Below are 26,016 nucleotides of genomic sequence, written 5' to 3' on the forward strand. Positions count from 1 at the left end.
TGGCGGGTCATTTCATCAACATACGAGGAACGACGGTTGAAATCGTCCGCAAGGACATCAAGAACCTTCATGTGGGCGTATATCCGCCGAACGGCCGGGTTCGGGTGGCGGCCCCGCTGTATCTGGATGACGACGCCGTAAGACTGGCTGTCATCTCGCGACTCGGATGGATTCGTAGAAAACAAGCGGATTTCGAGCAGCAACACCGCCAGTCCCGGCGGGAATTCGTGACCGGCGAAAGCCATTACTTCCAGGGGCGTCGCTACCGGCTCGACGTAACCGAGCACAATAGCCTGCCAACGGTTCGCCTGCTCAATAACACGACGATGGGGTTAAGCGTTCGCCCGGGAACCGACCGGGATATGCGGGAGGCCGTGCTGTACCGATGGTATCGCCGCGAACTCCGCGATCAGTTATCGGCGCTTGTCGCCAAGTGGGAGCCGCGAGTCGGCGTCACCGTCGCTGACGTGCGTATCAGGAAAATGAAAACGCTTTGGGGATCGTGCAATATCGAAGCGGGACGCATCTGGCTGAATCTCGAACTGGTCAAGAAGCCGGCGTCATGTCTGGAATATGTGTTCGTGCACGAAATGGTCCATTTGATAGAACGTAAACACAATGCCCGGTTTCAAGCATTGATGGACCGGTTCATGCCCCAGTGGCGCATGCATAGGGACGAACTCAACCGGGCGCCTCTCGCGCACGCGGACTGGCGTTACTGATTCGTTTGTGCATTTTAACCCTCTCTTGTTATCGGCAGCGGGAGTTATTCGGAATTTCCGAACAACCGGATTAGCGTGGCGCAATAACCCGAACCCATCGAAACTTATCAAGGCACCTTGAGTTTGGGAAAGTTGCCGTCCGAGAACGAGGGAGCTCTCGATAGAACTGCTTCACGAAATTTTGTTGTCTTCGGCAACATGACTTCAACAAACCATAAGGCGTGAAAAATGCCAGAATGCTTCGTAATCCGACCGTTCGACCCCAAGTTTGACAAGAGATTCGATGACATCTACGAGCCAGCTTTACAACAAGCGGGCTTTGAAGCATATCGAGTTGATCGAGACCCTGCCGTTGACGTACCGATTGCTGCAATAGAGGAGGGTATTCGTAACGCAAGCATCTGTCTGGCAGATATCACGATGGATAATCCCAATGTGTGGTATGAATTGGGCTATGCGTATGCTACGGGCTGTCCTGTGATCTTAATTTGTTCGGACGAGCGAACGCAAAAGAGATATCCATTTGATATTCAGCATCGTAACATAACTAAATACAAAACTGATTCCAAGAGAGATTTTGACCTCCTTGGTGATAAGATAAAGAAACGAGCTGTCGCGATATTCAAAAAGGGTATTAGGGCGAAAAAAATTATCGAAAACAAGCAGGTGGTTGGGCAAGAGACATTATCTGAGAAAGAAATACGAGTGCTTTCTATCATAGCGGGACAGACGATTCTTCCAGAAAATTCGGTAAGCATACATGATCTGCAACAAGCTGTAGAGCATAAAGGCTTGATGCGGGTTGATTTAGGTGTGGCACTTCGAAGACTTGAAAAAAGAGAATTTATAGAAATTGAATTAGAAGAAGATGTTGATACTTTTGGCAGGGAATACGAAGAGCAGGTTATTTTTCTTACCGAAGAAGGTTGGAATTGGGTCGATGACAATGATCATGTTTTATATAAAGCAGACAATGATGAAAGTAACCTCGATAACGATCTTCCTTTCTAAGATAATCCCTTCCAAACCAAACTGATATTTGATCGAGGTGGATTTTCGCTTGAGCGAATGCTGCTTGGTTCGGTATGCGGGAAGTTAATGTCTAGCACTGGCATGCGCGGATACCGCACACTGAACCGGTCCGACACTCATTAACTACACATTACTTGCTTTCCACTCACCTCCACACCTCCATCGTAACCCCGGCTCCCGCCACAACCAGCACAATCTCCCCCCGGACCCTGGATTTTTCGTCGAGAAAAGCCGCCAGTTCCCTTACCGTTCCCCGCCGGACTTCTTCGAATTTTTTGGTCATTTCCCGCGCGACCGCTGCCGGACGATCGGGTCCGAAGATCTCTGCAAACTGGTTCATCGTGGCGGCGGCCCGGTGCGGCGATTCGTAAAACACCATGGTTCGCGGTTCGTCCCGGAGTGCTTCGAGCCGGGAGCGGCGCCCCTTTTTTGCGGGCAGGAAGCCTTCGAAAACGAAGCGCTCCGCGGGCAGCGCCGAGACGGTGAGCGCAGGGATGATAGCAGTAGCCCCGGGCAGTGCTTCCACGGGGATATCGTGTTGCCTGCATGCCCGCACCAGATAGAATCCCGGATCTGAAATTCCCGGCGATCCCGCGTCGCTTATCAGGGCGATGCGTTGCCCCGCCTGCATGCGTTCGACGAGCTCCGGCGCCCGGTGCCGCTCGTTGTGTTCATGGTAGCTGACGGTGGGCGTGCGAATCTCGTAGCGGGCAAGAAGTATGCCCGAGGTGCGCGTGTCCTCGCAGGCGATCAGATCCACTTCCTTCAGAATACGGAGGGCGCGGAGCGTAATGTCTTCGAGGTTGCCGATCGGCGTGGGGACGAGATACAGCATCGGGCAGGTAGAGAGATCGTGCGGCGTGCGCCGTCAGGATTTATGTCTTTGCAACAGGCGCAGAAGCCGGGTGCGGAGAGGTGGCGTGGCGCGCAGATCCAGCGTGACGTAGACCATCAGCCATAGTCCTGCCGCGATCATCACAAGGTTGGCGATCCACATACCGATCCAGGGCTCCAGAAAGCCGCGGTCGGCCAGCTTTTCACCCTGCACGAGCGTCACCCAGTAAAAAAGGAAGATGCCCGCTGCCGGAATGCCTGCCGAGCTGAGCCCGCTGCGCCGGGTGCTCAGTCCCAAGGGGGCGCCGATGAGCATGAAAATAAGACACGCGATAGCGATTGAGTACTTCTTGTGGATCTCCACGAGAAACCGGTCGGCGCGCTGCAATTCCCAGGCGATGCCGCGCTGCGTATCGTCCATGACCATACGGATATTCCGGGCATCCTCTATGGCTCTGGTAAGGATCTGTTCGTCACTCGGAGGAGCGCGTCCGGCCGATGCGGCTATCCCGGTTTCTTCGGTCGGGAGCGCTGCAAGGAAGGGCTCTCTTGTACCCGGCATTCGGGTCTCCGGCGCATTGCTCCCGAAGCTCCCCGGTTTGAAATATGCGGCAAGGCGGACAAGAGACGAATCGACGCTCTGCTGGAGGGAATCCACGAAGCCGATCATGTCCCGGGTGGGCATGGTGCGATCCGAACGATTTGTCCGGCTTTCCTCCGAACGCTCGAAAGCGAATTCGGAAGCGTCCAGCGTCATGCGGTACCTGTCGAAGGTGAGCCGCTCGTAGCGCTCTTCGCTTCGGTAAAACTGCTGCCCCTCCGGCATGCGATGTATTTCGCCATCGAACAGGGTGAGCGCCAGTTCCGGCCGATCCGGCAGGGGGAGCAGCCGTCCCTCGCGCGCCTTGATCACGGCCTGGGCATTGTCCGTGTAGTCATAGATGAGAATATCCTCAAGCGTTCCGGAGCCGGCGGCAACATGCTGCACGAGGATGCTGTAGTCTCGTACTCCTTCGTAGAACATGCCGGGGCGCAACTCGAAGTCCGGGCGCTTCTTGCGTATGTCGTACCACAGGTTGCGGGCGCGGAAGTTTGCTTCCGGCAACACACGGTTATTGAAGTATGTCATGCCGGTCGCGACAAATACCCCAATCAGGAGCGTGGGCCAGATAAGCCGGACAGGTGAGACGCCGGACGCCTTGATCACGACCCAGGCCCTGGATTCGGCGATGCGTCCGAACGTCATCATGGTGCCGATAAGGAGGGACATCGGCACGGCGAGGACCACCATATACGCCAGGTTGTAGGCGATCAGTTCAAGCAGGACCCCAAGAGGCAGCCCCTTACCCGCCAGATCGGGTAGATACTTGATCAGAAACTGCATCACCAGCAGGAACATGAGCGTTCCCAACCATCCGAGAACGCGTCCCGGGAGCATACGCAGAATGAGTCCGTGAAGCCGTTTCATGAGGGGAATAGAAGGAACGGGTTCGTTTGCCGTTCCTCTCCAATGGTCGTGACAGGGCCGTGACCAGGATAGACATGCACCGTGTCCCCGAGGGGAACGAGCTTTTCGAAAATGGACCGCATCAGTTCGGGCAGGTCGCCGCGCCACAGATCCGTCCGCCCGATGGAGCCCTGGAACAGCACATCTCCGGAAATCAGTGCCTGCGAGGCGGCGTCGTAGAAGGAGATCGATCCCGGAGAATGTCCCGGCGTATGCAGCACATCGAGCGATGTGTTGCCGAAATGCACCTGGTCTTCTTCGTTCAGAAAGCCCTCCGGTTCAGGCGGGGTTTCGATGGAGTCCCCGAAAAATTGAGCTTGTGCCTCGGCCTGGACAATAAAAGCCCGATCTTCGCGGTGCATCAGAAAGCCCATCCCGAATGTCCGCGCAAAGTGGGCGCATCCGAAGATATGGTCGATGTGTCCATGCGTTAGCAGCAGGCGGCGGACGGTCAGTTTCCGGTCGGCGATGTAGCGTTCGACCTGTGCGCATTCTTCCGGGGTCGAGCAGGACGGATCGATCAGCACCGCCTCGCCTTCGTCATGGCAGACATAACAATTCGTCTCGAACGGATTGCAGGTAAATCCCTGTATCTGCATGGCGCGGCGCACTGAGTCGATCGATTCGGACAAAACTCTTGCTACATACGCCGCCTGTTCGCGTTCCGCTCTATGTGCCCGGGTTGGCCCCGGAGCGAATACGAGAACGGCCCCGCCTGCTATGCAGGCGGGGCCGTTTTAAAGCAGTGCTTGCCGGATCAAACGACAGGAAAAGAGGATCGAAAGGTGCTTCCCGACCTGATCCTGTATACGTCCTGTATCCTTATGTCTGCGGAAGCTTGAAGGTAATCGGGATGGCCATCCGCACCTTGACGGGTTTGCCGTCCTGCATGCCGGGCGTGAACTTTACTCCCTTCAGTACGCGTACCGCTTCCTCGTCAAGGCCGGAACCCACACCCTGGGCAACCACCACGTCCTGTACGTCGCCTTGTTCGTTGACCACGAAGTGTACGAATACGCGTCCTTCCACACCCGCCTCGCGGGCGCTTTCAGGGTACATCACCTTGCTTTGGATAGCAGCCATCCCCCCGACAAGTTCAGGCATATCGTCGACAACCACGTATATGCCATCTTGCGGCGTTCGGAGAGCTTCCTCAGAGAGCGCGTCCGGTTTGAGCTTGAAAGTAATCGGTATCGACATCCGCACCTTGACGGGTTTGCCCTCCTGCATGCCGGGCGTGAATTTCGCTTCGCTCACGACACGCATGGCCTCCTCGTCAAGGTCGGAGCTAACACCCCGGCTAATCACGACGTCCTGTACGCCGCCTTCTTCGTTGACCACGAATTGCACGAATACGCGTCCTTCCACGCCCGCCTTGACGGCGCTTTCAGGGTACATCACCTTGCTTTGGATAGCAGCCATCCCCCCGACAAGTTCAGGCATATCGTCGACAACCACGTGTACGCCATCTTTCGGCTCTAAAAAGGAAGCAGGTATGTCGCCCTCCAACAGATCAGAAACGTCTGCAGGGGTCAAAGCAGATCGGGGTAAAACGAGATACGCCAGTACGAATCCGGCGCAAAGCGCCACCGAGGCGATAACGATCCTGTTTTTCATGAGCGCAGTCAGCATGGCTTCTTCCGTGGTGTTTGTGGGTGAATCCGTGGGGGGTTAAAAGAATAATGAATAAAGTTTTTCAGGTAAAATTGCAACGGGGAGCGTGATAAACCCGCCGATTCGCTCCTGGAGCGCGCAACAAGACCACCCAATGCCCTCGCCCATGCGGATTTAATCAGAGGCTCCTTAAATGATGCTTTCTCCACCAGTGGGCAAGCCCGGCGTCATGGCGTCAGGCCGCTTGCAGAGCCTGCTCGTAATAGGCCTCGTACATGGGCACGATCCGGTCCTGGTCGAACATCTCCACGGCCCGGCGGCGGGCGCCCTCCGCAAGACGCTGCTGCAGCGCATCGTCGCTTAGAATGGCGCGGGTTTTTTCCGTCAGCGCATCGATGTCGCCCAGCGGGCACAGGAAGCCCGTTTCGCCGTCCACATTCAGTTCCGGCAGCCCCCCGATATTGCTCGACACGATCGGCACATTGCACGCCATGGCTTCCAGCGCAGCCAGGCCGAACGTTTCCGAGCCGCTGGGAATGAGAAACACATCGGCGATCGATAGCAACTCCTCGATCGGCTCCTGTTTGCCAAGAAAGCGGATCTGTCCCCATACGCCCAGTTCGCGGGCCAGCCGTTCGGCGGACATCCGGTCCGGTCCGTCTCCTGCGAGCAGGAGATTCACTGCCATGCCCTCCTGCACGAGGCGGTGGAAGACCCGAATCACGTCCTCCACGCGTTTCACGGGGCGAAAATTCGAGACGTGCACGATGACTTTCCCGCCGTCAGGGCACACCGCCTGCTTGAAGGCTTTGTTTTCGCAGCGGCGGAAGCGCGTCGTGTCGATGAAATTGGGAATGACTTCGATTGGCGCATCGACCTGAAAATGCCGCTTCGTTTCGCTGCGGAGATATTCGGAGACAGCCGTTACGCCGTCGGAGTGGTTGATCGCATGATTCACCACCGGAGCAAAGCCCGGGTCCTGTCCCACCAGCGTAATGTCTGTGCCGTGGAGCGTAGTGAATACCGGAACGTACAGCCCCTGTTCACGCAGGATTTCCCGGGCCAGTACGGCGCTTGTGGCATGGGGAATGGCGTAATGCACATGCAGGATATCGAGGTGCTCGAACCGGGCCACGTCAACCATCTTGCCCGTAAGGGCCAGCGAATAGGGGGGATATTCGAAGAGGGGGTATGTGTTGACAGCTACCTCATGGAAGGAAATGTTTTCCGTCACATGCGCCAGCCGGAACGGCATGGAGTAGGCGATGAAATGAATCTGATGTCCTCTGAGCGCAAGAGCCTTGCCCAATTCCGTGGCAACGACCCCGCTTCCCCCGTACACGGGGTAACATGTAATGCCGATATTCACAGGCGTGTGTCTGTTTGTCCGGCTCGCGGAGCAATGAATCTGTTCGATATACGTAAGGCAGAAACTTGCGTTTGCGGTTAAGGTTGCAGTGTATGGTCCTTATGCATGCCGGGTTGCAAACTATCTTTGCGGGGCGTTTTTATGCAAAAAGCATTCTTCGGTACGATCGGTTTGGTCCTGATACTTTGCGGGGTCGCGGCGATACCCGCAAACGCCCAGATGGGTATCGCTGGAGGAGTGGTATTTTCCGAACTGGGAGACATCACGGCGGGTGACCATACGGCGTCCCTCAAGCGGGTTCCCGGATGGCACGTTCATCTGTGGGTCAATCTGCCGCTGGGGTCGTTCTCGCTGCGTCCCGGATTGCGGTATATGGATGCAGGCCGGCTTTTCGATCCGTCCAATGCGACGGGATTTATCACGACGCCGGATCCGGTGGATCCTGGCGGTGCTCCGGATACCGGGTTTCCGGATGCTACCGGCTCCGTCAGCGATGACCACTTCGTCACCTACATTGAAATCCCGGTAGACGTGCGGTACCAGTACGACCGTTCTTTCATTTCTCCGTATGTACTGGTCGGGCCTGTTCTGCGATTCGCCACGGATACCACCAACCAGGACCGTTTGCGTACGCTCAGCATGGCCGCCGCCGTAGGGGTGGGTCTGGAAATTCGATTGGCCGGCTTGCGGTTTTACCCTGAGGTCAAGCGCGCCTTCGGCATATCGGGATTCACCAACGACGAGTATGAGTTTGCCGATGTGGTCATACGTCCCGACGAGCAGCGTCTTGACGCCACCATGGTCAGTATCGGCATCGGTTTTTGACGTTTCCGGTCGGCTCCTGGTCTTGGTACATTTCGGTGCGTCATGCTGCCCCTGAATATCGTAGCTGACGAGAACATTCCGCTGGTGAGCGACCTGTTTGGTTCGCTTGGGTCGATACACACCCTGTCCGGGAGGGATATGACTCCGGAGACGGTCCGGCATGCGGATGTGCTGCTTGTGCGCAGCGTCACCCGCGTCGATGCGGCGTTGCTCGAAGGCAGCGCGGTCCGGTTCGTGGGATCGGCGACATCCGGCCTGGATCATATCGACGCCGCGTATCTGCGACAGCGCGGGATTCCGTTCGCCTACGCGCCGGGCTCAAACGCGGATTCCGTGGTTGAGTACGTACTGGCGACGCTTCTTTATCTGGCGGTAAACCGGGGGGAGCCCCTCGAGAACAAGACGCTGGGCGTTGTGGGATGCGGGCGCATCGGGAGCCGGATGGCCATGCGGGCCGCCGCGCTGGGCATGAGGGTGCTGTTGTGCGATCCGCCGCTTGCGGAGGCGGACGACCCGTCGGGAACGGCCCGGAACTATCTTCCGCTGGATACCCTGATCGAGCAGGCGGATGCGCTCACGTTTCATGTACCGCTTGTCCGGGAAGGACCGCATCCTACATGGCATATGATCGGTCGCGGCGAACTGACCGCACTGCGTCCCGGAACCTGGTTGATTAATACGTCGCGCGGAGCCGTTTTCGACAACGAGGCGCTTCTTGAGGCCTTGCAGCACGCTGAAAGACGACTTGCTGTGGCGCTTGATGTGTGGGAAGGCGAGCCCGTTCCGTCTGCGGCGCTGGTGAACTCCGTGGACATCGCCACGCCCCATATCGCCGGGTACTCGTACGACGGCAAGGTGGCGGGCACGTACATGCTGCGCGACGCCATTGCGTCGCTGCCGGGCATGAATATGCCTGGAGCAGAGGGCGTTGCCGGCGAAGGGTACGGGAGCGCGGAGACGCTCCCGGTATGTGCCCCGGATCCTGTCTTGCCGGCAACGGATTGGTTATGCCATCTGGCGCAAAGCATGTACGATATATGGCGCGATGACCTTCGCATGAGGCGGTCATGGCCCGACTCGGATGAGGAGGCGGCGCTGCACTTCAGACAACTCCGGCGAACGTACCCCCGGCGACGCGCCTTTTCGCTGCGGCGATTGCCTGAAGGGCATGCGCCGGAAGCGTTGCGCAAGGCGGCGCGGGACGGGCTGGGGATACAGATCAACTCGTGATCCGGCGCGGCGTTTTCCCGTCAGGCCCGGTAACCGAACGAGCGCAGAAAGGCAGGTCGATTGCGCCAGTCGCTTCGGACTTTCACATGCAGATCCAGGTATACGGATCGGCCCAGAAAAACCTCGATATCCTTCCTCGCCGCCGTGCCCAGCCGCTTGAGGGCATGGCCCCTTTTCCCGATCAGGATTCCCTTCTGCGTATCCGCCGTGAGCACGATTTCGGCGGATACGAAGTCCTTTTCGTGCTCTCGTTCCTCAAAGTGCACAATGCGTACTTCGGTGGAGTATGGAATCTCCTGCCGGTACAACCGGAATACTTTCTCCCTGATGATCTCGGCCACGAAGAAGCGTTCCGGGCGGTCGCTGATCATGTCCTTCGGGTAGAGAGGCGGCCCGATCGGGAGGCGTTGCAGGATGGCAGCCAGCAGAATGTCCAGGTTCGTACCCTTTCGGGCCGAAATCGGCACGACCTCGTTGAAATCGCCCAGCGCGAGCCAGGCCTCTGCGAGAGGCAGGGCGTCTTCCTGCCGGATAAGGTCCATTTTGTTCAGGGCGAGTATGGCGGGTCGGCCCTGGACGATATCCATCCCGGGTGTGTCGGGTACGCCGCGAGAGGCGTCGGCTATGAATACCAGCAGGTCTGCATCGGCCACCGCGTCCCGCACAGCGTGCATCATCGCCCTGTGCAGTCCGTACCGAGGAACCACGATGCCGGGGGTGTCGAGGAAAATGATCTGATGATCGTCCGCAGACAACATGGCGGGGATCCGGTGGCGCGTGGTTTGCGGTTTCCGGGTAACAATGGAAAGTTTTTGCCCGATGAGGGCATTCAGCAGGGTGCTCTTCCCCACATTCGGTTGTCCCGCCAGGGCGACATAGCCGCATCGGTGGCCTTCAGGGGCGTCTTCCGGCATCAGGAGCGGCGAATCCATGGATTTTTTCGATGCGTGGACGTGTGCCGGGCGGTGCGTCACGATTTTACGAGCTCTCGCATTTCCCGAACCGCCTGTTCCATACCGACAAGCATGGCCCTGGCCATCACGGCAAAGCCAATGGAAACTTCCCGAACATGGGGGACTGCGGCTCGAAACGCGGGGTAGTTGCAGTAGTCGAGCCCATGGCCGGCGTGTACGATCAGGCCGGCGGCGTGGGCGTGTTCAGCAGCCCGGGCCAGATCATCCGTACATCGTTTGCGTTCGTTTGCGTTGCCGGCATTGGCGAAGTCCCCGGTGTGCAGTTCGATGCCGTCGGCCCCGGTTTCCACGGTTGCCTCGATCTGGTTGCACACGGGATCGACGAAGAGCGCCACTTCTTTTATGCCTGCCTCCCGCAATTGCGTAACGACGTCGCGGAGACGCTCCTTGCGGGCGATCACGTCCAGTCCGTGTTCCGTGGTTACTTCCTCCCGCCGTTCCGGCACGAGGGTAGCCAGATCCGGTTGCACCTCGCAGCAGATACGCACCACATCGGGATCCGTGGACAGCTCAAAATCAAATTTTGTGCGGAGCATTTCCTTCAGGAGGCGCACATCGCGTTCGGTGATATGGCGGCGGTCTTCCCGTAAATGGACCACGATGCCGTCGGCCCCCGCGGCTTCGGCGGCGGCGGCGGCATGGACCGGATCAGGCAGCGTTTCCTTGCGGGCGTTGCGCAGCGTGGCCACATGATCTATGTTGATGAGCAGGTCGGTTGCCATGGAAATGATCGGTATGGGGCGGAAAGGCAGGCCCGCTTACCACAATATCGCAATCTGCGGGAGAAATTCCGTTCTCTGTGCAGATAGCCTTTGCATGGTTGCTTTTCGGGGGATGTTCATGTATTTTTTCGCAGAGGCGGGCGTCGTCGTGCGTATGTACCGTGAAGTAAGGTTCCCGTTTCTTATTCGTCAGACAATCAGACACTGCGGGAACAGGAGCGCACTATGGCGTCAGGCAGTCAGAACAAACGTGTTCTTATTCAGGTGGCCCTGGGGGTACTTATCCTCTTCATGGGGTATTTCCTTTATGTTTCGATTACCGAACCCTGGGCGGCCGTGGAGCGCCAAGAGGAACTCACGGACCGTACGCGCCTGCGCATGAGTAATATCCGGGCGGCGCTCATCCGGTTCGACGAACGAAACGGGCGTTTCCCGGGTTCTCTGGACAGCCTGCATATCTGGGTGCAAACCGATTCGACGATACAGGCGCACAGCGACAGTCTGTTCGGTAGCGGTACGAATATCGATTCCTTTATTGTTTCGCCTCGTACAGGGAAGCAATTCGAATACGCAATCAACGATACGTCGCGCGTCATGGTGTATCTGCTCAGCGATCCGGATTCCGGTGATGAGATCGGAACCCTTGAACCGGATCCTACCCGGTTGAACGCCGCAAGCTGGGAGTAGTCTCGCAGGCGGCGGCGGAACGCCGCTGCATAGTGCTAACCTGATCCATGGACGCGTACGTACGGGCGGGGGTCGATATAACAGGCCGTGCGGTCCGCTACGCCGAGGTATCGCAATCTGCGTCGGAGCGCCGGCTATCGCGGCTCGGGCGCATTGACGTGGACGAGGATCTTCTCAACAGCGTGCTTTCCGGCGGGGACGATGAGCGCGTTCATGCGGTTTCAGAGGCGCTTGCAGAGGCGTTTTCCGGACCGGAGGACAGCCGCGGGATTGACGATCTGCGTATCGCGATTTCTCCCCGGGAAGGTCATTCCTTTCGTGTGCCGGTTTCTTCGGAAGCCGGACCGGATGCCCGGCGGAGTTGTCTCAGGCAAGCAACCGATCTGCTCGTAGCGCCGGAAAAGCCGCTGCGCATCACTGCCGATGTGGTTTGCCATGGAGCAATGCCTCGGGGCGCTGAAGAGGCATGGATGCATGTGCTGGCGGTTGAAGAACGTCTTGACGAACGCCTGCGGCGTCTTGTTCGGGACGTACCGGCGAAGCACACGCGGCTCATGTCCGGCGCCCACGCGGCGGTCAGTATGATCGGATGCGCGGAGGCTGCAAGGGAAGACGCCGGTGAAAATTCCTGTGTTCTGGGGATCGGCTGGTATGCCGACCGGCTCGACTATATTTTTTGCACCGGAAAGGTCTGGCGTTTTGGCGGGTTTGCGGAAGGCATAGAACCGATCGATGCGGCATACCTCGGTGTACACACGGCGTCCCGGTTCGGAATCCCCCCGTCGGGCGTAAAAACAGTCTACATGTACGGGGAGACTGCTCCCGACGCCTTGTTTTCCGAACTTCGGGCCGTGTTCGGCGGGGATATCCGGGTGCTGCATCCTGCGGCGCTTCAGGACGTTCCTGTTACCTCTCCGCCGTCGGACGTGGACGTTCCGGCATATGCCGGGTGCATCGGCGGCGCCCTGTATGAAGGCGAGGAATTTTTTTATAGTGTGAGCAGACCCTAACTCATTTACATCGTTGCGTCGTGAGAATTATTGCGGGAAAATTCGCTCGCAGAAAACTTTTCGCTCCGAAAGGTCTTCTGACCCGACCGACCACGAACCGGACGCGGGAATCGCTTTTTCACCTTGCGGAAAACCGGAGAGGATTCGCCGACGCATCCGTGCTTGATCTGTTCGCCGGCGCCGGCACCATAGGCTTCGAGGCGCTTTCCCGCGGGGCCCGCTCGGTCGTTTTTGTGGAAAAAGAAGGACGCGTGCTTCAGGTGGCCCGGCGGAATGCGCGCAAACTGGATGTGGAGGATCAATGCATCTTTTTACGGGCGGATGCCGTACGCTACCTGCGCCGCTACAAGGGACCGGCGTTCGATTTCATTTTTGCCGATCCACCGTATAGCCTCGAAGCCATGCCGGAAATGCCTTCCTTGGCGCTGCCGCATACCGCGGAAGGGGGCCTGTTTATCCTCGAACATGACCGGCGTATCTTTTTCGACCGGGAACCGGCGCATCCCGACCTGGACGTTTCCCGGTCATACGGGCGTACCGTGGTGTCGGTGTTTCGGCGTGCGCAGGCTGTGGTCCCGGACCCTGCCGCCGCCGAGCATGCTTCCCGCCCTGTTTTTTCCTGATCGCCGCCGCATATGAAACTGGCGCTTTATCCCGGCACATTCGATCCGTTTACATTCGGACATCTCGATATCCTCGAACGCGCAGTGGCGTTGTTCGACAGGGTGGAGGTGACGGTGGCTGTCAATGCCGAAAAGGAAACGGTTTTCCCCATCGAGGAGCGGTGCGAGCTGATCCGCCAGTGCATACGGCATTTGACCGGCGTCGAAGTGGTAGCCCATGAGGGGCTGATTGCGGACCGCGCCCGGGAGACCGGCGCTACTGTGCTGATTCGGGGGCTTCGGCAGTCCCGCGATTTCGATTACGAACTGCCCATGGCGCTGGCGAACCGGGCGCTACAGGAAGATCTCGAAACCGTCTTTTTACCTGCTTCGGGCCGGCATGCCCTGGTAAGCGGCACGCTGGTGCGTGACATTCTTCGCTGGAACGGCGATGTCTCGGCCTTCGTGCCTGAGCCTGTGCTGAATGCGCTTGTGCGGCGTACCCGTCCCTAGTGTCAACAGGCCCTAATCTTTTGTGATTCCTGATTATGATCCGTTTCAATCCCAATGTGGAAGCCGTTCAGCCGTCCGCTACGCTGGCGATGAGCGGGCGTGCAAAGCAATTGCGGCGAGAGGGTCTTCCCGTCATTGGCCTTAGCGCCGGAGAACCTGATTTCGACACCCCGGCGCCGATCGTCGAGGCGGGTCAGGCCGCCATCCGGGAAGGGTATACCCGGTATACGGAGAACATGGGTATGCTCGCATTGCGCGAAGCGATTTGCCGAAAATTCGAGGAGGATAACGGGCTTGCGTACACACCGGATCAGATCCTTTGCTCCAGCGGCGCCAAGCAGTCGGTCGCCCTTGCCGTTGCCGCGCTCTGTCGTCCCGGGGACGAGGTGCTTATTCCGGCGCCGTACTGGGTGAGTTATCCGGAGATGGTGCGCCTCGCGGGCGCTACGCCAAAGCCGCTTGCCACCACCGCCGCCGGTGAATACCGCCTCAGTCCTTCTGCTCTGGAGGAAGCCATAGGCGGGGCCACGCGCATGCTGATCCTGTGCTCGCCCTCCAATCCCACCGGTTCCGTGTATCCCCGGGAGGAACTGGAGGCGCTGGCCGAGGTGTTGCGACGGCATCCGGATGTGTTCGTGCTCTCGGACGAGATTTACGAACATGTTCTTTTCGATGCGGAGCATGTTGCGTTTGCCTCGCTCCCCGGCATGAAGGAGCGGACGATCACGGTAAATGGTTTCTCGAAAGCCTATGCCATGACCGGCTGGCGCCTGGGGTATATGGCGGCCGACCCGGCCATTGTAAAAACGGCCGCGAAAATACAGGGGCAGACGACTTCGGCGCCGTGCAGCATTACCCAGAGGGCCGGTATTGCCGCGCTGGAAATGGACAAGCGGTATGTGACGGACATGGTCAGCCGGTTCCGCATCCGGCGCGATTTCATGCTTGAGCAACTTGACGCGATCGACGGCATTCATTGTCCGCGGCCCGAGGGAGCCTTTTATCTTTTCCCGGACATATCCTCCTATCTTGGTTCAACGTCCGCTTCCGGCAGGGCGATCGAAACCAGCGAGGACCTGTGTTTCTATATCCTCGAAGAGCATCATGTGGCGCTTGTGCCGGGGGGCGCCTTCGGCGATCCCGGAGGCCTGCGTATTTCGTACGCTGCTTCCACGGAAGATTTGCAGGAAGCCATGCGCCGGATTTCCAAGGGGCTTTCCGGGCTCCGTTGACGCTCGTTTGCTTCCTGACGCACACTGCCTCTTCCGCGTATATCCCGTATGTATCCGTCGCATAGCGAGCCTTCCGTATTCTCTGCAGAGACAGATCATGCTGTCGGAGCCGGTTCCGGGGGATCCGATGTGCGTAAAGGCCGGGATCGCTACTGGCTCCATGCACTGCTCTTTGTCGTTACGCTGGCGACCACGGTGTGGGAAGGAGGTAATCTGACGGGCCGCCTGGCGGTGTATGCGAGCGAGGGGTGGCCGGCATTCCTGGCAGACGGTTTGCGCTTTGGGTTATCCCTGCTTCTTTTTTTGACCGTGCACGAATTCGGACATTATTTCGCCGCCCGGTTTCATAGCGTGGCCACTTCGCTTCCCTACTACATTCCCCTTCCTTTCTTCGGGGTGGGTACCCTGGGTGCGGTGATCCGCATCAGAGAACCGGTGCCCAGCCTGCGGAAGTTGTTCGATATCGGGGTCGCCGGGCCACTTGCCGGTTTTGCAGTCGCTCTTATTCTTCTCCTTGCGGCCTTTGCCGCATTGCCGCCCGCCTCGTACATCTTCGGCGTGGGGCCGGGGCACGAGGCCATCCAGCAGTATGTCGAACAATTCGGCAGGTATCCGGACAGCCTGACCGGATCGAGCGATGGGGCGATTACGCTGGTCGTCGGCGACACGCTGTTGTATATGCTGCTCAAGCAATTTTTCACGGATGTGCCTCCCAATTGGGAGATGTACCACTACCCCATGTTGTTTGCGGGGTGGCTGGGTCTGTTTTTTACGGCGCTGAACATGCTTCCCATCGGGCAGCTCGACGGGGGACATATTACGTATGCGCTATTCGGACGGGTCTGGCATGCCCGCCTCGCCCGGGGTTTTTTCATGGTGCTGCTGCTTTCGGGCGCCATCGGGTTCGTGCTCGAAATCTCGCCGCTTCTCTATGAACTATCTCCGTCTCTTGGTAGCCTCTCCTGGTTTATTCTTGCAGGGATCCTGTATTTGTATCTGGCGAAACTGTTCGACGGGAATCTGACGCGCATTGCACCGGCCATGGCGGGCATTATGGTCCTAACTGCGCTTGCAGAGAATATCCTGCCGTGGATGCAGAACGTTGCCTACAGCGGCTGGCTGCTCTGGTGCCTGTTGCTCATGTTTCTGGTCAGGATAGATCACCCCCCTGTACTTCATGAGCAACCGTTGACTCCCGGCCGCATGGCGCTGGGCCTTCTCAGCCTGTTTATCTTTATCCTGTGTTTCAGCTTCAGGCCGCTGTATATCGCATGACGATTCTATGGTTGCTTGCGTCCATATATCTTCCGGGAGGTATATTTCACCCTTCGGGATCTTTTGTGTCGAAGGCTTGTTAAGAGCCCCTGTCCGGCATCCGTCGTAACGCTTTTGCACGTGCTGCGTACTTTCCGGTCGCACCCTCTCTTTTCCACCTGTGGAGCATTGATGAGCGCAGATTGATACGGTTTCGTTTTTTCCGAATCTGAACCCTTCGGGACGCTCGTCTTGCTTCATTCCTTTCGTTATCCGGCAGCGGTTCTTGCCGCAGCAATTCTCGCCCTGAGTGCGTGCGATCAGGCTCCCGGCCTGCTTGACGATGCGGGCACTCCGCCGGAGTTGTCCGATTTTTCCTTCTCGCCGCATCAGTTTATTGCGTCGCCCGGCGACGGCAATGCCAATGTAGTCGTTCCGCTTTCCATGGAGGTGACGGTACGGGATCCCGACCATGATGTGGAGGCTGTCTCTTTCGTGGTGTTCGGAGACGAGACGATTGCTGAAGGCGTGCTTGCTTTGGGTTCCGGCGGGCGGTACGCGGGCCATTCCGACGTGATCATTCCGGCCGGGGAGGTCGGGGTCTATACCGTGCTGGTTTTCGCGGAAGACCTAAAAGGGATGCTCAGCAACCAGGTGCGCGGCATGATGCATGTTTCGGCGGAGGGCGGACCGCCGGTCATAAGCATGGTCGTGGCGCCGGATACCCTGCGCCGTCCCGGGCCGGGCGAACCCGCTAAGTTGCTGGAGTTGATAGCCGTTGTATCCGATCCGGACGGGCTTTCCAATATCGTCTCGGTCGAATTCTGGAATGTGGAAAGACCCGGGACAAAGATCGGCATGTTCGACGAGGGGACGGATGGCGATGCGGAGGCTGCCGATGGCCGCTATACGCGCGTCGTGCGGATTGAATCGTCGAATGACCCCGGGGCGACCACGTTGGCCTTCCAGGCCAGAGATAGAGCCGGTCTTCTCAGCGATATCGTGGAAGCAACGGTGGTGGTGGAATGAGACGGGTATTCTTTATCATATTGACCGGTATTCTACTCGTTCCACAGGGGCGGGCTCAGTTTGGCCAGTTTGGCCGGACCGACGAATTTTTGCCTGCGGCCGGCATTCTGCGCAACAGTGTAACGAACCTGCATGCGGAGGGCGACAGGTTGTGGATCGGGCCGTTTCTGAATATGACCCCGGACGACGGGCGCACCTGGTTCGTTGCAGACGTCGATTCGCTGGCGGCCCGCCGTCTTAACGTGTATTCGCTGGACGTGGAAGGCGTTTTTGTGTGGGCAGGCATCGGTTCTTCGAGAATGGAGGACGGGCAGGCGATCAGCAGCGTGGCCGGGTATGTTTTCTCCACGGACGGGGGCGCAACCTTTATCTGGCGCCCGTCTCATCTGGACGACCCGGACGACACCACCGAGGAATATGGCGTATCCGTGTTGCCTGCCCTGCCCATTATTGCGCCGGAGCAAAGTCCTCCCTTCGACATCGACTACGATCCGGGGCGGGACGAGGTATGGATTGCGGCGTGGGCCAGCGGCATACGTCGATCCCGGGATGAGGGGCAGACCTGGGAGCGCGTCGTGCTGCCCCCCGATTTCCTGCATGCCATTCACCCGGATTCGTCGTACGACTTTTTCGTGTCGCCTGTATCGCGGGACGAGATGAACGGACATCTGAACCACCGGGGATTCAGCGTGCTGGTGGACCGGACCGGCACGATTTGGGCCGGTACGGCGGGCGGCGTGAACCGGTCGTACGATGGCATGGCGTGGCAACGATTCACCGCCGACGGCACGGCATTTTCACTGACGGGCAATTGGGTTACTTCCATAGAAGAGCAGCCCCTGCCCGGGGGACGAGGGCAAAATCCAAGGCAAAATCCAATCTGGATGGCCACATGGCCGGTGAACGATCCGGCCCGGCAGGGACCGCCGGAGCAGTACGGCGTGACCGTGAGCAGGGACGGGGGCGAGACGTTCGAGCAGATGCTCCTTGGCGAAAAAGTCCACGATTTTGCCTTTCGGGGAAGCAGGACGGTGTATGTCGCCGGGGAAAACGGATTGTTCGTTACGCACGACGGCGGGGTGACCTGGCGAACGATTCGCCGTTTTCGGGATGCCGAGGACCCCGATCGGATCGTGCGCCCGGACCTCTCCGTGTATTCCGTGGCCACGACGGACGCGGCGCTGTGGGTGGGTACATCGGACGGGCTCATGAAGAGCACGGACGGCGGGAACACCTGGCGCATTTATCGAACCGATGTGCCGTTGCACCCGGATACGCCAACCGATGACCAGCCGGATGTGGATACCTATGCGTATCCGAATCCGTTTTCGCCTGCCAACGACCGGTTCGTTCGCATCCGGTACGATTCGGACGGGGGCGCCGATCGCATTCGCATATTTGACTTTCGGATGAACCTCGTGCGCGAACTGGCCGCAAACGACGGCGCCGGAGGCGAGCGTGAAGTCACATGGGACGGAGCCGACCACAACGGATTCCGGGTGGCGAACGGGGTGTATTTCTATGCCGTAGTCGGCGGACAGGCCGCGCACGGGAAAATCCAGGTGCTCGAATGACCGCAGCAATGGCGCATAAGACGATCCGTTGCCTCCTCGGATTGCTGGTCCTGATGCCAGCGGCCAACGCATGGGGGCAGTCGGCGGGGGCCTTTTCGAGAATGGGCTTTGGCGCCCGCGGCATGGCGCTGGGGAATGCGCTCGCCGCAGACGCGCGCGGCGATGCTTCTCCCTATTATAATCCGGCCCTTGCGCCGCAAGCCACAGGACAGCATATCATGGCGTCGGCGGCTATCATGCGTTTCGACAGGGAGATGCAGTTTGTACAATTCTCGACGCCCATCCAGCCGAGTGCCGGACTTGCCGCCGGGCTTATCCATGCCGGGGTGTCCGATATCGACGGGAGGGACGCCAGCGGGTACCACACGCAAACATATTCGACCGATGAATTTGCGTTTTTTCTGGCGTTCGGCACGCATCTCGGCCAACGTGTGTCGCTGGGTGTCGGCCTGCAACTTTTCCGCACCGATCTTTTCGACGAGATCGAGCCGGTTAACAGTATTGGCATTGACGCCGGGGTGACGGTGGACGTGACCGACCGTTTGCGCCTTGCGTTCGTTACGGACGATCTGCTGGCCCGCTATTCCTGGGATTCTTCCGGTCTGTACGGAGCGGAGGGCGGCACGACGTCCGACCGGTTTCCCCTGCGTTTGCGCGTGGGCGCCTCGTACAGTATGATGGGGGATCGTTTGCAGTTGCTTGCCGAATACGAGTCCCGCATTTCGGATCTGGAATACCGGGTCCGCAGTATGCAACGTGTCGGCCCCGTGCCGTTCGAAGCGTTCGAGGAGCGCCGGGCGACCTTGCACGAGGCCGGTGTGCGCGCCGGCGTCGAGTACGAACTCTCGGAGATTCTGGTGCTTCGCGGCGGCATAGACCGTATCGGCAATGCCCTCTCGGGGAACACGCCATCCGCCGGATTTGAAATCGAACAACCGGTAGGTGGCCTTGCTGTTCGAGTCGAGTACGGCCTGTTGCTCGAGCCGCACGGTACGGGCCTGCTGCACCTGATTACGCTCCGGATGCTACTGTGAGGATACAGGATACTCTTATGAAAACGCGCTTGTGCATGCTGGGAATGCTTGCGTTTTTTGCTGCATGGCCGGCGGCGGCGCAGCAGGAAGGCGGGTTTGCGTTTCTGCGTAATGGAATAAATGCCGAGGCGGGCGCCATGGGAGATGCGCAAGTTGCATGGAGCCGCGATGCATTCAGCACGTTCTGGAATCCGGCCGGTCTGGCCGCGGCCGAACGCAATACGGCCTCGTTGTCTTATTATGCCTGGGTGCTCGGCACCGGGACGTATGCGGCGGCCTCGCGTTTGGGCCTGGGTGAAAACGGGGCCGTAGGGTTATTTGTTACGGCGATGGAAAGCGGCAACCTCGAGGCGCGCTCCGGGCCGGGCGAGCCGGAAGGTTTTTTCAGTGTGCAATTCGTCAGCAGCGGGGCATCGTATGGGCGGCGATTCGGGCGTTTTCGGGCCGGCGTGACGGCCAAGTATCTGCTTGAGCGCATTTTTACGAATTCTTCCCAGGGATATGCCTTCGATTTTGGCGTACAGGCGGACCTGCCCGGGGAGGTGCAGTTCGGCGCCGCATTGCAGAACATAGGCAGGATGTCGAAACTGGAGACGCAGGCCACCCGGTTGCCGGAAGTACTGCGTGCCGGCGTAGCGGCACACCCCTTTCATGTGCGGCTCCAGGAAGACGACGCTACGCTGGCCCGGCTGTTCGCCACCGTGGAAGTATCGCATTTTTTTGAGATGCAGCGCACGCAACTCCATGTGGGCTTAGGGGCGGAGGTTTTCGAAATGTTGACGCTGCGGGGGGGATACATTACGAACGACGATCTTCGGGGGCCTTCTTTGGGGATAGGTCTGGATATAGACAAGGCGCTCGTTGATTACGCCTATGTGGCGTTCGAGAGCGGGTATCAGGGGCCGGGGCATATCATGACGCTGACCTACCAGTGGTAGGCGGCGGTGAGGTATCTGCACCACCGTGCGGGACGATCCCGCCAGTGTTTTAATGTATGCCCAATACTTTACCCAATGCCTCCGGTCCAATTCCGGTTACGTCGGAGCGGACGCGCAGCGTGCACCAGAAGTCGAGCACGATCATCTGTGCGGCATGGATCGGGACGGCGATCCAGAATGATCGGCAACGCCACACGAGGGCCCCAAGGGCTATGCCGCCGACAAGGGAAAGCACGGTTTCCGGCAGCGGTTTGTCGAGGTGCAGCAAGGTGAACGGGATAGCCTGAATGAAGATCGCATAGGCTCCGAACGTATGCGCTGTCCCGAAAAGCATGAACCCTCGCCAGAGATACTCCCAGCCGATCCAGTATAAGAGGAAGCACGTTTCGTAGATCAGAAAAATCGTCCAGTCCGTTTCCGCGGGGCCATAATGGGGATACTGCGCCTGAAAGGCCGGACTCGCCGAAAGGAACCATGTGCCTGCAATGACCACCGGAAGATAGCCGGCCATAGCCAACCCTGCGAACTTCCAGTCGCCCCGCCCCAGCCCCGCGTCTCGCGCAGATTGCCGAAACAGACCGCACAGGATGGCAAGCGGGAGCACGAATCCGGTGATGCCTTGTACGAGAAACCGCCATATCCAGGCGAGGAGTCCGGTGTGCTCAGCCGGGAAAATCCCGCTCAGGGTATCGTAAAAGAACCGGCGGCTCCCGACCGCGTCCTGCAGGATAACGAGGGCTGCGACCGCCGCCAGCACGGTGACCGTCCGGCGGTCGAGGCGCCCGAGGGCTGTCGCCAGACGATCCGTTTCCAGTCGGATCCAGGTGCGCATGGCGGCAGGGAAAGTCAGCGGAGACGGGCGGCAACGGGAATGAGCGCCCCGGATGCAGAAACCGGTGGGCAGCCGCCCGAAAGGTACGGTTTGCTTTTCGAATACGTCTGAACCCAAACGTTTACCTTTTCCGGAACGTTCCACAAGGGATCATGCCCGGAGTCTCTCACCCCTCTGAACTTTGCGGACTTAGCGCCCGCCCTTCGGGTTCCGCCGGTCACGGCGTCACTCTTCGTTGCTCGTCGCTCATTTGGAACCACCAAACTTCACTCCTCGCGCCTTGATTGACGCCGTGCCTGACGGAACAGAGCATTGCTGCATAGGGTTAGCAGGCCCTAATCAGAGTATTCCAGGATATTTGCGTCCCTTACCTTTTTAACCGGTCTCTGTTTTCATGCTGCTACGACTGCACGCGCCCGCCCCTTCGCTGATCGACGCCCTTCGGGAAGAACGAGCCTCTACCCTTGTGCAGGCGCTTGGGGTCGTCGGTTTTGCCCTGCTTACCGCCGCCGGGGCCCAGGTCCGCATCTACTTGTGGGAGGTTCCTTTCACGCTCCAGACGGTGTTCGTATTCGGCAGCGGCCTTTTCCTGGGCGCTCGTAACGGGATGTTCGCACAACTCCTGTATCTCGTAATGGGGCTTTTTGCGCCGGTGTTTGCGGGGGACGGATACGGACTTTCGTATATGCTGGGGGCGGTGAGCGCGGGGTATCTGGTGGGATATCCGCTGGCGGCGCTCGCAGTGGGCCGCCTTTCGAGGCGGTGGAATACGCTGACGGGCAGCGCGCTGGCGATGCTCGTCGGGTCGGTGGTGTTCTTTGCCACGGGCGTTATCTGGCTGCATTACGCCGCCGATCATGCCACCTGGATGGAGTCCATTGACAAGGGCTTCCTGCGTTTCATTCCTGCGGATCTTGCTAAAGTGGCCTTTGTCGCTCTGATCTACTCCGGAACGCGGCGTCTGGGCGAGCGGGGAGCATAGACCGTTGCAGCACATGCCTGACGGTTTCCATGATGCGATCTGCCATTGTCGGGCTGGCCGTAGCCTTTCTTCCGGGGTTTGCCCCTGTGCAGGCGCAGCCCGGCGGATCCATTTTCGACGATCCGGTCGTACGGACCGAAGTGAGCGAAGGGCTGGATCGTCTGTATAACATGGAATTCGAGGCAGCGGCCCGCCGCTTCGAACACATCGCGCAGCGTTATCCGGAACATCCTGGCGGTCCTTTTCTGGAGGCGCTCAACGTATGGTGGAAAATTCTTCCCGACCTTTCCGACGAGACGCATGACGCTGCGTTTTATGCGGCGATGGAGGAAGTCATCGAACGCTCGGACCGCCTCCTCAAGCAAGACCCGGATGCTTTTGACGCCATGTTCTTCAAGGGCGCCGCACTGGGATTCCGGGGGCGGCTCCGGTCGAATCGCGGGGAATGGCTCAAGGCGGCCCGGGATGGCCTGCGGGCGATGGATTACGTCCTGGACGTGGTGAAACGGGAACCGGATGTGGCCGATTATGCTTTTGGCAAGGGGATGTACGACTATTATGCGGTGGCTATTCCGGAAAAATACCCGCTCCTGAAGCCGCTGATGATCTTTTTTCCGGACGGGGACCGGGAGCGAGGTATCGAATCGCTCCGGCGTACGGTGCGCGACGGGCAGTTTATCCGTACCGAAGCGGCCTATTTCCTGTTGCAGATCTATTATCTGTTCGAAAACGATTTCGGGCAAAGCATAGAATATGCGACCTGGTTGCGCGAGCGGTATCCCGGAAATTCTTTTTTTCATACGATAGAGGGGCGCATCTATGCCCGGTGGGGGAGGTGGCGGCACGCCATTCCCGTTTTCGAGGAGGTTTATGCGCGTCATACGGCCGGGCAGACAGGATATAATGCATCGCTGGCCGGGCAGGCCCTTTTTTTCATGGCGCGAGGCCGCATGGCCTATGGCGAGTACGAGGCGGCGCTCCCGCATCTTGATGCCTTGCAGGAACCCGCAATACGTGAAGCAGTGGATTACCCGTTCATCACGATGGGACGGCTCTACGCGGGCATGGCCCATGATGCACTCGGGCGGCGCGATCAGGCGGTGGCTTCCTACCGGGAGGCATTGACCACGAAAGACTGGTCCAATGCACACGAACGAGCAAGGCGGTATCTTGAAATGCCCTATGGACAGTAGCGCCGGACCTTATCCATGTCCATTTTCCCCAGAAGATCGCTCGGACAACATTTTCTTCGCGATCCGAATGTGGCGCGCAAAATCGTAGCTGCGCTGCAGGCTCCGGAGGAGGCGCATGTGGTGGAAATCGGGCCGGGCGAGGGGGCGCTCACGGGTTTTCTTCAGGATCGGTTCGCCACGTTTACCGCTATCGAGATAGATCGGCGCGCCGCTGCGTTCCTGCAGGATGCACGCCCGGAAATCGATGTGCGGCAGATGGATGTGCTGGACGTGGATTGGCGGGCGCTTGCCGGGGAAAAAGGCGCCCCGATTTGTGTGGCGGGTAACCTCCCGTACCATATCACGAGTCCCATCCTGTTCAACCTGCTCGATGCGCGCGATGTCTTGCAGGAGATCGTTGTGATGATGCAGCGGGAGGTTGCCGAGCGCCTTGTGGCGGTTCCCCGGACCAAAGCGTACGGCATCCTGAGCGTGCTGTGTCAGGCGCTTGCGCATCCCGAAATCCTGTTCAGGGTATCTCCCCATGTGTTTTACCCGCGCCCTGCCGTAACCAGCGCCGTGGTACGGTTGACGTTCTCGGGGAAAGAGGACGCGCCCGAGGGGGTGGATATGCCGTTTTTTCGCAGCGTGGTTCGGACCGCCTTCAACCGCCGCCGGAAAACGCTGCGCAACGGGCTCGAACGCTGGACAAGGGGAGCGATGGGCATTACGCTTCCCGACGGGCTGGGTGCGCGGAGGCCCGAGGAACTGACCCCGGAAGAGTTTGTCGCTCTTGCACGTTATCTTAAGGCGCGCACATAGTGTCAGAAGCCTTGCTTGCAGGGTGGAGCGCCGCTGCATGGTATTAACAGGCCCTAACCTTTAACCGTTTGCGCACCGCATGGAGTATTCTTTCGATACCTTTCGGGACGAAGAGCTCCCCGCACATCTTCCCGGGATCGACGACGATCTGGCAGAGCGTCTTGAGGACCTGCTGGAATTCGGCGATCGCGAGGAGGTCGTGCGTATAGCGGCCAGTTTGTACCCGGCCGATCTTGCCCGGTTACTGAATTATCTTCCTGCCGGAGAACGCGAGACCCTGTTCGGATGGTTGCCGAGCGAACAGGCCGGACTGGTACTGGCCGAACTCGACGAAGAGTTTCGCATGCGGCTTCTTGAAGAAACGTCCCCGGAGCGGCTGACGGAACTTCTGGGCCATCTCGAAACGGACGATGTGACGGATGTACTGGCGGATTTGCCGGAAGAAGTAGCCTCCAAAGTGTTGCCCTTGCTGGATCGCAGTGAGGAAGTCCGGTCGTTGCTCCACTACGACGAAGAGTCCGCCGGGGGCATCATGGGTACGGAGTTCGTCATCGTACCCGAAACGTGGACTGTGGCGGAAGCGACGGAGGAAGTGCGGCGCAATGCAGAAACCGTCGAGGCGGTGTTTGCCGTGTTCGTGAGCGATGCGCAGGGGACATTGCAGGGCGTTGTTTCCCTGAAGAATCTGCTGCTGACGCTTGCGGACACGCCCGTAGCCGACATCATGGACGGGGATGTCATCACGGTAACCCCCGAAATCGATCAGGAAGAAGTAGCGCGTATCATGCAGCGGTACGATCTCGTATCGCTTCCCGTGGTGGACGAAGACGGCAGGATGCTGGGCCGGATCACGATCGATGACATTGTGGATGTTATTCGGGACGAGGCGGAGGAAGATATTCAGCGTATGAGCGGTATGTCGGGCAGCGAAGAGCCTTCCGACTCCGTGTTCCGGGTGATTCGCGGGCGGTTGCCCTGGCTGCTTATCGGTATGGTGGGCGCCGGCCTGTCGGGCCTCGTCATCGGACGATTCGAACATGCCCTCGAACAGGCGGTCATACTGGCCACATTCATTCCCATCGTAATGGCCATGGCCGGCAATGCGGGCATTCAAAGTTCGGCCATTGTGGTGCAGGGGCTGGCCAGCGGGGAGCTGTGGGCAAGCGATGTGGCGCGCCGCCTCGGCAAGGAATTGAGCGTGTCGCTCCTGAACGGGCTGGCGCTGGCGCTCATTCTCGGGGCTGTGGTGATGGCGCTGCCTATCGGCGGCGCGACGCTCGAATTGCTTGCGCTTACGGCGTCCCTTTCCATGCTTACCGTGATCGTGCTCGCCACGATTATTGGCGCCACGGTGCCTTTGCTGCTCCACCGCATGAACATAGACCCGGCGCTTGCCACCGGTCCGTTTATCACCACAAGCAACGACATTCTCGGCCTGGGTGTGTTCTTTCTGCTGGCGACGCTGATCTATTTGTGAGGGGCAGGCACCGCGCCTGACCGTACCGT

At 59.0% G+C, this 26,016-nt stretch carries 26 protein-coding genes; 18 read left to right on the forward strand and 8 right to left on the reverse strand.

Annotated elements, in window-relative coordinates; translation table 11 throughout:
* Positions 1–14: 14 nt before the first annotated feature.
* Positions 15–722, forward strand: coding sequence for a M48 family metallopeptidase (locus F4Y00_09430; GenBank protein MYE05175.1), 708 nt, complete (start codon positions 15–17; stop codon positions 720–722).
* Between the two features lie 228 nt (positions 723–950).
* Entirely contained in the window at positions 951–1,733 is a 783-nt protein-coding gene (locus F4Y00_09435; protein ID MYE05176.1) for a hypothetical protein, read from the forward strand.
* A 166-nt stretch (positions 1,734–1,899) separates the two neighbouring features.
* Here F4Y00_09435 and rsmI read toward each other — a convergent pair whose 3' ends face one another.
* The 5 genes from rsmI to bshA form a co-directional block, all read right to left on the reverse strand.
* The gene (rsmI, locus tag F4Y00_09440) at positions 1,900–2,589 is read right to left on the reverse strand and encodes a 16S rRNA (cytidine(1402)-2'-O)-methyltransferase (protein MYE05177.1); all 690 of its coding nucleotides are present in this window, start codon (positions 2,587–2,589) and stop codon (positions 1,900–1,902) included.
* A gap of 33 nt (positions 2,590–2,622) precedes the next feature.
* The gene (locus tag F4Y00_09445; protein MYE05178.1) at positions 2,623–4,056 is read right to left on the reverse strand and encodes a YjgP/YjgQ family permease; all 1,434 of its coding nucleotides are present in this window, start codon (positions 4,054–4,056) and stop codon (positions 2,623–2,625) included.
* The gene (locus F4Y00_09450) at positions 4,053–4,694 is read right to left on the reverse strand and encodes an MBL fold metallo-hydrolase (protein ID MYE05179.1); all 642 of its coding nucleotides are present in this window, start codon (positions 4,692–4,694) and stop codon (positions 4,053–4,055) included. The genes F4Y00_09445 and F4Y00_09450 overlap by 4 nt, the downstream gene beginning before the upstream one ends.
* A 223-nt stretch (positions 4,695–4,917) precedes the next feature.
* The gene (locus F4Y00_09455) at positions 4,918–5,727 is read right to left on the reverse strand and encodes an energy transducer TonB (GenBank protein MYE05180.1); all 810 of its coding nucleotides are present in this window, start codon (positions 5,725–5,727) and stop codon (positions 4,918–4,920) included.
* A 217-nt stretch (positions 5,728–5,944) separates the two neighbouring features.
* On the reverse strand, positions 5,945–7,078 hold the full coding sequence (gene bshA, locus F4Y00_09460) for an N-acetyl-alpha-D-glucosaminyl L-malate synthase BshA (protein MYE05181.1): 1,134 nt from the start codon (positions 7,076–7,078) through the stop codon (positions 5,945–5,947).
* A gap of 219 nt (positions 7,079–7,297) precedes the next feature.
* Here bshA and F4Y00_09465 point away from each other — a divergent pair, with 219 nt between their 5' ends.
* Together F4Y00_09465 and F4Y00_09470 are read left to right on the forward strand one after the other, a co-directional pair.
* A complete protein-coding gene (locus F4Y00_09465; GenBank protein ID MYE05182.1) occupies positions 7,298–7,903 on the forward strand; it encodes a PorT family protein in 606 nt (201 codons plus the stop codon).
* 42 nt (positions 7,904–7,945) lie between these two features.
* The gene (locus F4Y00_09470) at positions 7,946–9,133 is read left to right on the forward strand and encodes a 4-phosphoerythronate dehydrogenase (GenBank protein MYE05183.1); all 1,188 of its coding nucleotides are present in this window, start codon (positions 7,946–7,948) and stop codon (positions 9,131–9,133) included.
* Positions 9,134–9,153: 20 nt separating this feature from the next.
* Here the strand turns inward: F4Y00_09470 and F4Y00_09475 are convergent, their stop codons facing one another.
* Positions 9,154–10,065, reverse strand: coding sequence for a GTPase Era (locus tag F4Y00_09475; GenBank protein ID MYE05184.1), 912 nt, complete (start codon positions 10,063–10,065; stop codon positions 9,154–9,156).
* 38 nt (positions 10,066–10,103) lie between these two features.
* Entirely contained in the window at positions 10,104–10,829 is a 726-nt protein-coding gene (locus F4Y00_09480) for a pyridoxine 5'-phosphate synthase (protein MYE05185.1), read from the reverse strand.
* Positions 10,830–11,054: 225 nt separating this feature from the next.
* Here F4Y00_09480 and F4Y00_09485 point away from each other — a divergent pair, with 225 nt between their 5' ends.
* The 10 genes from F4Y00_09485 (at position 11,055) to F4Y00_09530 (ending at position 20,702) form a co-directional block, all read left to right on the forward strand.
* On the forward strand, positions 11,055–11,516 hold the full coding sequence (locus F4Y00_09485) for a hypothetical protein (protein ID MYE05186.1): 462 nt from the start codon (positions 11,055–11,057) through the stop codon (positions 11,514–11,516).
* A gap of 47 nt (positions 11,517–11,563) precedes the next feature.
* Positions 11,564–12,526 carry a hypothetical protein gene (locus F4Y00_09490; GenBank protein ID MYE05187.1) on the forward strand — a complete coding sequence of 321 codons (963 nt, stop codon included), beginning with the start codon at positions 11,564–11,566 and terminating at the stop codon, positions 12,524–12,526.
* Between the two features lie 20 nt (positions 12,527–12,546).
* Positions 12,547–13,149, forward strand: a complete 603-nt coding sequence (locus F4Y00_09495; protein ID MYE05188.1) for a methyltransferase domain-containing protein — start codon at positions 12,547–12,549, stop codon at positions 13,147–13,149.
* A gap of 12 nt (positions 13,150–13,161) precedes the next feature.
* Positions 13,162–13,641 carry a pantetheine-phosphate adenylyltransferase gene (coaD, locus tag F4Y00_09500; GenBank protein ID MYE05189.1) on the forward strand — a complete coding sequence of 160 codons (480 nt, stop codon included), beginning with the start codon at positions 13,162–13,164 and terminating at the stop codon, positions 13,639–13,641.
* A 35-nt stretch (positions 13,642–13,676) separates the two neighbouring features.
* The gene (locus tag F4Y00_09505) at positions 13,677–14,873 is read left to right on the forward strand and encodes a pyridoxal phosphate-dependent aminotransferase (protein MYE05190.1); all 1,197 of its coding nucleotides are present in this window, start codon (positions 13,677–13,679) and stop codon (positions 14,871–14,873) included.
* 48 nt (positions 14,874–14,921) lie between these two features.
* Positions 14,922–16,148 (forward strand): site-2 protease family protein, encoded by a 1,227-nt coding sequence (locus tag F4Y00_09510; protein MYE05191.1) that lies wholly within the window; start codon positions 14,922–14,924, stop codon positions 16,146–16,148.
* A gap of 231 nt (positions 16,149–16,379) precedes the next feature.
* Positions 16,380–17,156 (forward strand): hypothetical protein, encoded by a 777-nt coding sequence (locus F4Y00_09515; protein ID MYE05192.1) that lies wholly within the window; start codon positions 16,380–16,382, stop codon positions 17,154–17,156.
* Positions 17,153–18,730, forward strand: coding sequence for a hypothetical protein (locus F4Y00_09520; protein ID MYE05193.1), 1,578 nt, complete (start codon positions 17,153–17,155; stop codon positions 18,728–18,730). Before F4Y00_09515 ends, F4Y00_09520 begins: the two co-directional genes overlap by 4 nt.
* Entirely contained in the window at positions 18,727–19,764 is a 1,038-nt protein-coding gene (locus tag F4Y00_09525) for a hypothetical protein (protein ID MYE05194.1), read from the forward strand. The genes F4Y00_09520 and F4Y00_09525 overlap by 4 nt, the downstream gene beginning before the upstream one ends.
* A gap of 17 nt (positions 19,765–19,781) precedes the next feature.
* Complete coding sequence (locus tag F4Y00_09530) at positions 19,782–20,702, forward strand: PorV/PorQ family protein (protein ID MYE05195.1); 921 nt, start codon at positions 19,782–19,784, stop codon at positions 20,700–20,702.
* 49 nt (positions 20,703–20,751) lie between these two features.
* On the opposite strand, the gene F4Y00_09535 is transcribed toward F4Y00_09530, so the two are convergent.
* Positions 20,752–21,534, reverse strand: coding sequence for a CPBP family intramembrane metalloprotease (locus F4Y00_09535; GenBank protein MYE05196.1), 783 nt, complete (start codon positions 21,532–21,534; stop codon positions 20,752–20,754).
* 394 nt (positions 21,535–21,928) lie between these two features.
* On the opposite strand from F4Y00_09535, the gene F4Y00_09540 reads away from it, so the two are divergent.
* The 4 genes from F4Y00_09540 (at position 21,929) to mgtE (ending at position 25,987) form a co-directional block, all read left to right on the forward strand.
* On the forward strand, positions 21,929–22,516 hold the full coding sequence (locus F4Y00_09540; protein MYE05197.1) for a biotin transporter BioY: 588 nt from the start codon (positions 21,929–21,931) through the stop codon (positions 22,514–22,516).
* Between the two features lie 29 nt (positions 22,517–22,545).
* On the forward strand, positions 22,546–23,709 hold the full coding sequence (locus F4Y00_09545; GenBank protein ID MYE05198.1) for a hypothetical protein: 1,164 nt from the start codon (positions 22,546–22,548) through the stop codon (positions 23,707–23,709).
* A gap of 15 nt (positions 23,710–23,724) precedes the next feature.
* Positions 23,725–24,510 (forward strand): ribosomal RNA small subunit methyltransferase A, encoded by a 786-nt coding sequence (rsmA, locus tag F4Y00_09550; GenBank protein MYE05199.1) that lies wholly within the window; start codon positions 23,725–23,727, stop codon positions 24,508–24,510.
* Positions 24,511–24,589: 79 nt separating this feature from the next.
* Complete coding sequence (gene mgtE / locus F4Y00_09555) at positions 24,590–25,987, forward strand: magnesium transporter (protein ID MYE05200.1); 1,398 nt, start codon at positions 24,590–24,592, stop codon at positions 25,985–25,987.
* Positions 25,988–26,016 lie beyond the last annotated feature (29 nt).

Source organism: Bacteroidetes bacterium SB0662_bin_6, from assembly GCA_009839485.1.
In the GTDB taxonomy this organism is placed as follows: Bacteria; Bacteroidota; Rhodothermia; order Rhodothermales; family VXPQ01; genus VXPQ01.